The organism is Curtobacterium sp. ME26 (genome assembly GCF_903970945.1).
GTDB classification, from domain to species: Bacteria; Actinomycetota; Actinomycetes; order Actinomycetales; family Microbacteriaceae; genus Curtobacterium; species Curtobacterium citri.
Genome location: NZ_CAJCKG010000090.1, coordinates 1 through 5,589 on the forward strand (window position 1 = coordinate 1; position 5,589 = coordinate 5,589).

Annotated in this window: 6 protein-coding genes; 2 read left to right on the forward strand and 4 right to left on the reverse strand. The window is 73.1% G+C overall.

The window, feature by feature from the left end:
- Window positions 1–240 precede the first annotated feature (240 nt).
- Window positions 241–1,008, reverse strand: coding sequence for an inositol monophosphatase family protein (locus tag H7A69_RS17030; protein WP_182048129.1), 768 nt, complete (start codon window positions 1,006–1,008; stop codon window positions 241–243).
- A 137-nt stretch (window positions 1,009–1,145) separates the two neighbouring features.
- On the opposite strand from H7A69_RS17030, the gene H7A69_RS17035 reads away from it, so the two are divergent.
- Window positions 1,146–1,703: a DUF6611 family protein gene (locus tag H7A69_RS17035; protein WP_310648895.1), complete on the forward strand. Its 558-nt coding sequence runs from the start codon at window positions 1,146–1,148 to the stop codon at window positions 1,701–1,703.
- Between the two features lie 166 nt (window positions 1,704–1,869).
- On the opposite strand, the gene H7A69_RS17040 is transcribed toward H7A69_RS17035, so the two are convergent.
- The 3 genes from H7A69_RS17040 to H7A69_RS17050 all read right to left on the reverse strand — a co-directional run bounded on the left by H7A69_RS17040 (window position 1,870) and on the right by H7A69_RS17050 (window position 5,253).
- Window positions 1,870–2,799 (reverse strand): acetamidase/formamidase family protein, encoded by a 930-nt coding sequence (locus H7A69_RS17040; protein WP_182048131.1) that lies wholly within the window; start codon window positions 2,797–2,799, stop codon window positions 1,870–1,872.
- A complete protein-coding gene (locus H7A69_RS17045) occupies window positions 2,796–4,187 on the reverse strand; it encodes an APC family permease (protein WP_182048132.1) in 1,392 nt (463 codons plus the stop codon). The genes H7A69_RS17040 and H7A69_RS17045 overlap by 4 nt, the downstream gene beginning before the upstream one ends.
- Before the next feature lie 151 nt (window positions 4,188–4,338).
- On the reverse strand, window positions 4,339–5,253 hold the full coding sequence (locus H7A69_RS17050; RefSeq protein ID WP_259346290.1) for a proline iminopeptidase-family hydrolase: 915 nt from the start codon (window positions 5,251–5,253) through the stop codon (window positions 4,339–4,341).
- A gap of 84 nt (window positions 5,254–5,337) precedes the next feature.
- On the opposite strand from H7A69_RS17050, the gene H7A69_RS17055 reads away from it, so the two are divergent.
- A partial coding sequence (locus H7A69_RS17055) for a FadR/GntR family transcriptional regulator (RefSeq protein ID WP_182048134.1) occupies window positions 5,338–5,589 on the forward strand: 252 nt, incomplete at its 3' end.

The window sequence follows — 5,589 nt, forward strand, 5'->3', positions numbered from 1 at the left end:
TTTTTACAAGCGAAGGCCGCCAAACGTGCTCCCCGGGAGTGACGGGGTTCCGGCCGTGTGCTCTCCCGCCCCCCGGGCGCGCGGGGCCAGGGCGGCAGGGGGGGGGGGGGGGGAGCGGGGGTCGGGGAGGTGTCGGCGCGCGGGGCGCCCGCCAGCTCACCGCACCCGCGGCGGCCGCGGCGGCCGCGGCGGCCGCGGCGGCCGCGAGTACCGCGATCGCGCCGGGCGGGGTCGCTCCGGTCAGGCGGCGCCGTCCGACCCTGCCGTCAGCAGGGCGACCGCCTCCCGTACCGCCGTCGGCGCCCCGGCCAGGTGCCAGTCGTGGCCGTGCGCCGTCACGATCGTCGCCACCCCGCCGGCGCCCTCGACGAGCGCCCGCCCGGGCAACCAGTCCCAGTCGGCGCAGTCCGTCTGGACCCAGAGCCCGATCCGGCCCGCGGCCACGTCGACGAGGTCGCACGACCCGGATCCGCTGATCCGGATCGTCGCCGCGGCGCCGAGCAGCGCGAACACCGTGGGCGCCGCGTCGTCGCGGAGGTGTGAGGCGTTCAGGAAGGTCGCGACGCTGCCGGTGCCGAGTGCCACGTCGGGCACGTCCGGGACCGGCTCACCGTCGCGCGTCGTCCGGCCGTCGGACGCGACCCAGGTCTCGTCGGGCAGGTGCCGCCGGACCGCACCGACGCGCAGCACGCCGTCGACCTCGAGCGACACCGCGCTGCACCACGCCGGCAGTCCGGCGACGTAGTTGAACGTGCCGTCGATCGGGTCCACCGTCCAGCGCCGTCCGGTGGCCGCCTCGACCTGCGCGCCCTCCTCGCCGAGCACTCCGTCGTCGGGCCGGTGCTCCCGGAGCAGCCGGCGCACGAGGTCCTCCGCGGCACGGTCGGCTGCCGTGACGAGGTCGGCGGCCGAGGTCTTGCGCTCGGCCGCGGTGCCGGTGGTGCGCATCTCGGCGGCGAGTCGGGCGGCGTCGGTCACGAGGGCGGCGGCGAGGGCGTGGTCGTCCATCCGGCCACGGTACCGGGCACCGTCCCTCGGACCGGGTGGGGCGCACGGGTGCCGTACGGAAGCGCCGGTCGTCCGTCAGGGAGCCGTCAGGACCGGTACGGCGCAGATCGCGCGGCACGAGGCTGTCCGTCGTGGACATGCACCGAGAACGACCGCCGCACCGTGTCGCACGCACCGGCTGGCACCCCTGGGGCCGCTGCGCCGTGCAGCCCGTCACCCGCGCTCTGTGGAGCGGCCGGACGCTCGAGGTCCACCCGCCGGGCACCACGACCGGCGAGCACCTGCTGCTGCGGGCGCTGCAGGCGTGGGGTGTCGGCGGAGCCGTCGGAGCGGTGGGCCTCGTCGTCGCGGCACACGAGGCACCGGTGGTCGGGGTCGCGCTCGCGGTCGTCGTCTACGTTGCCGGGTTCGCGGTCCTCGCCCGGGCCACCCGTCGGTTCCGTCCCGGCGTCCGGACGCTGACGGTGACGGTCTTCCACGGCAACGACCGCCCGGAGGTGCACGGCGACGTGCGGCTCCTCGAGACCTCGCTCGACCTGCTCTGCCTCGCCGAGACCGCCGTGCGGCGCGGGCAGCTCTCCCGCGTCGAGTACGAGGCGATCTGGGGGCAGGTCTGGGCGGCGATGCCCGCTCGGCCGCAGCGGGTGGAGCACCGCTCCGGCGCGCGGACGACTCGTCGGACGGCCCACTCGTGACCGCCGTCGTGGGGACGGCGACCGGGCCGGTCGACCCGGACCCGGAGGACCTGACCATCGTGCTCGGCTACGACTGAGCGGGCAGCGGTCGTGGCCAGCCCGACCGCTCGTCGGACGGGAGGCGCGTGGCGGGTCCGCCACGCGCCTCCCGTCCGTCCTCGTCGCGCTACAGCACCGCCTTCGGCACCCGGTGCAGCGTCACCGCCCCGACGGCCGCGAAGGGGTGCAGCGGGTCCGGGTCGCCCGACCCGGTCGGCCCGCCGAGCTTCGAGTCGCCGACGGCGCTGAGCACCGCGTACGCGTCGTCGGCGCTCCACCCGTGCTCGTCGACGAGGAACGCGAAGGCGTCCTCGTACCCGCGCCGGACGCTCTCCTGCACCGGGTCGCCGAGGCCGACGAAGAGCCACTCGTCGTCGGTCTCGATCCGCGGTGCCCGGGGCACGGGGCCGCCCCGCACGAGGTCGACGGACACGATCGCCGTGCCCTGCGCCTCGATCGCGACGAAGGACGATTCACCCTCGGCCATGATCGCGTGGACGTCCCCGATGGACAGCAGGGCGCCGGGAACCCGGACGGGCAGGTACACGGTCGAGCCGGGGCGGGCCTCGGTGACGTCCATGTTCCCGCCCTCGGCGTACGCCGGCATGATCGTCGAGTTCGTCCCGGTCGCCGGTGCGACGCCGATGCAGCCGATCATCGGCCGGACGGGGAACGCGTGCCGGTCGGTGACGTGCACGACGCCGTCCTCGATCGGGCAGCGGCGCGCGAACACGCCCTCGGGCATGACGTGCTGGAGCGCCCCGGAGCCGGGGAGCGACACCGACCAGCCGTGGGTCGTGAGCTGGATGTCGTGGATGTGCACGGCGAGGGTGTCGCCCGGCATCGCCCCCTCGACGAAGACGGGTCCGGTGACCGGGTTGATCGGGGCCTGCAACTGCGCCAGGTCGTGGTGCCGGTCGAGCTCGGCGTAGACGGCGTCGGTCGTCTCGAAGCCGATCGTCTCGCCGGTGCCGGGCGTGATGCGGAGCACGGGCTCGCGGGCCGGGTCGAACCCGGGGACGCCGAGGGTGTTCGGCAGGTGGTGGTCGGGGGTCATGCGGGGTCTCCTTCGGAGCCGACCTCGGTGGATCGGCCGGTCGAGCGGTAGTAGAGGAAGACGGCGGCACCGACGACGAGCCAGATGATGCCGCCGACCTTCGCCTCGACCGCGGCGTTGAGCAGCACGTACCCGATGATGAGGAAGCCGATCAGCGGCACGACCAGGTGCAGCAGCCAGTTCCGCGACCTCCCCTTCACGACGTGGTGCACGAACACCGACACGTGCAGGAGCATGAAGCCGAACAGCGCGCCGAAGTTGACCAGCGACGAGATCGTGTCGATCTGTCCGACGAAGAACAGCACGAGGATCGCGGACAGCACCGACACGACGATGATCGCGTTCTGCGGCACCAGGCGGCCGTTCAACCTGTGCAGGAACGCCGGGAGCTGTCGGTCGCGGCTCATGGAGAAGAGCAGGCGGCTCGTCGCGGCCTGCGCGGCCATCGCGTTGGCGATGCCGACCGCGAGGACGTTCACCGCGAAGAACGCGGTCGCCCACCCGCTCGACGAGGCCTGCTCGACGATGGTGAAGAACGCGTTGCCGGCCTCGCCCTCGGGGAACGCGTCCCGCCCGGCGGCGAGGGCCGAGGCGAGCCAGGTCTGCAGGACGAACAGGAACGCGACGATCACGAGCGCGAGGACCATCGCGGTCCCGGCGCCGCCGCGGCGACCGGTCGACTCCTCGGACAGCGTCGAGATGCCGTCGAAGCCGAGGAAGCTCAGCACCGCGATCGACAGGGCGCTGGCGATGAGCGGTGCGGAGACCTTCGACGGGTCCCAGACCTGGTCGGTGCTGAACGAGGCGCCGGGGACCGTGCCGCCGGTCAGGGCGACGATCGCGATCACGACGAAGATCGCCACGAACACGAGCTCGATCAGGAGGAACACCCGGTTCGCGACCTTGAGCGACGAGACGCCGAGCAGGTTGATCACCGTGTTGATCGCGACGAACACGAGCGCCCACAGCCAACGGGGCGTGCCGGGGAAGATGCCGACCATGCTCTCGGCCGCGAACACGTAGAGCAGCGTCGGGACGAGCAGGTAGTCGAGCAGGATCGCCCAGCCGGCGAAGAACCCGGCGGTCGGGTGGATGCCACGGCCGACGTACGAGAACACGCTGCCGGCGAGGGGGATCGACTTCGCCATCTGCGCGTAGGCGAGTGCGGTGAAGATCATCGCGACGAGGCCGACGATGTACACGAGCGGGACCATGCCGCTCGAGGCGTTGTAGACGGTGCCGAAGATCGCCCACGGGGCGATCGGCACCATGAAGACGAGCCCGTAGACGAGCAGGTCGGTGGTGGAGACGGAGCGCTTGAGCTCCTGCTTGTAGCCGTAGGCCTCGAGCTGCTGCTGTGCAGAGAGCTCGCTGTGCTGCTGCGACATCGTGGTTCCGTTCGGGGAGACGGTGCGTGGGAGGGGGCGCCGGACACCGGGCGCGTGGCTGGGTGGGCGCGCCGGTCGGGTCCGGAGGGGCGGCGGCCGGGAGGCGCGTGGCGGGGTGGGTGCGCGCCTCCCGGCTGGCGGGTCGGTCGGGTCAGCCGGTGGGCTGGTCGTCGTGCTCGGCGAGGAAGGCCGCGATCACGCGGCGGAACTCCTCGGGCTGCTCCAGGTGCGAGCAGTGGCTCGCGCCGGGGAAGACGTGCTGGCGCACCTCGGCGATGCGCTCGACGAAGGGCTGCCAGGTGGCGGGGGTGGCCTCGTCGTGCTCGCCGGCGACGACGAGGGTCGGGGTGACCACGCGGTCGAGGCGGTCGACGACGGTCCAGTCGCGCATCGTGCCGATGACGTGGAACTCGTTCGGGCCGTTCATGGTGTGGTAGACCGTCGGCTCCTGCTCCATCTGCGTCTCGGAGTCGACGAAGTCCTGCGGCATGGGGACGACGCGGCAGACGTGGCGCTCGTAGAAGACCTGCGTGGCGGCGAGGTACTCGGGGTCGTCGACCGTGCCGGCGTCCTCGTGGCGGGTGAGGGCGTCCTGCACGTCCTGCGGCAGCTGCGCCCGGAGCTCGGCCGCGCCGTCCACCCAGAGCTGCATCGACGCGGGGGAGTTGCAGATCGCGAGCGACCGCAGGTGCTCCGGCTGTCGGACCGCGATCTCCGACCCGAGCATGCCGCCCCACGACTGGCCGAGGACGTGGTGCTCGCCGAGCCCGAGGTGCTCGACCAGGGCGGTGTACTCGTCGACGAACAGCTGCGGCGTCCACGAGTCGACCGGGGCGTCGGGGCGGTGCGAGCTCCGGCCGCAGCCGAACTGGTCGTGGTGCACCACGGTGCGGCCGGTCTCGTCGGCCAGGGCCGCGAGGTTCCGGAGGTAGTCGTGCGCCATGCCGGGGCCGCCGTGCAGGACGACGAGGGGCAGCGCTCCCGCTACCGGGGTGTCCGGTTCGGTGACGCGGTACCAGGTGTGGCCGTCGCGGAACGGCATCGTGCCTTCGGTGATGCGGGACATGACGCACAGCATGGCCCGCCCAAAGGTTCCCTGCAATACCTTTCCTGGTCCCGTAACGTGGACGAAACGCAGGGAGGGGCAGGAGTGCCAGATCGCGCGACGGAGACCCGGGTCGACGAGGTCGAGGACCGGCTCGTCACGGCCGTGGCCGTCGGGGAGTACCTGCCCGCGTCACGGCTCCCGCCGGAGCGTGAGCTCGCCGTGCTCCTCGGGGTCGGACGCGTGACCGTCCGCGCCGCACTCGCCCGGCTCGTCGACCGCGGCCTGCTCGAGACCCGACGCGGTCGCGGCGGCGGCACCTTCGTGCGGACGCAGTGGCCCGACACGTCGTCGGAC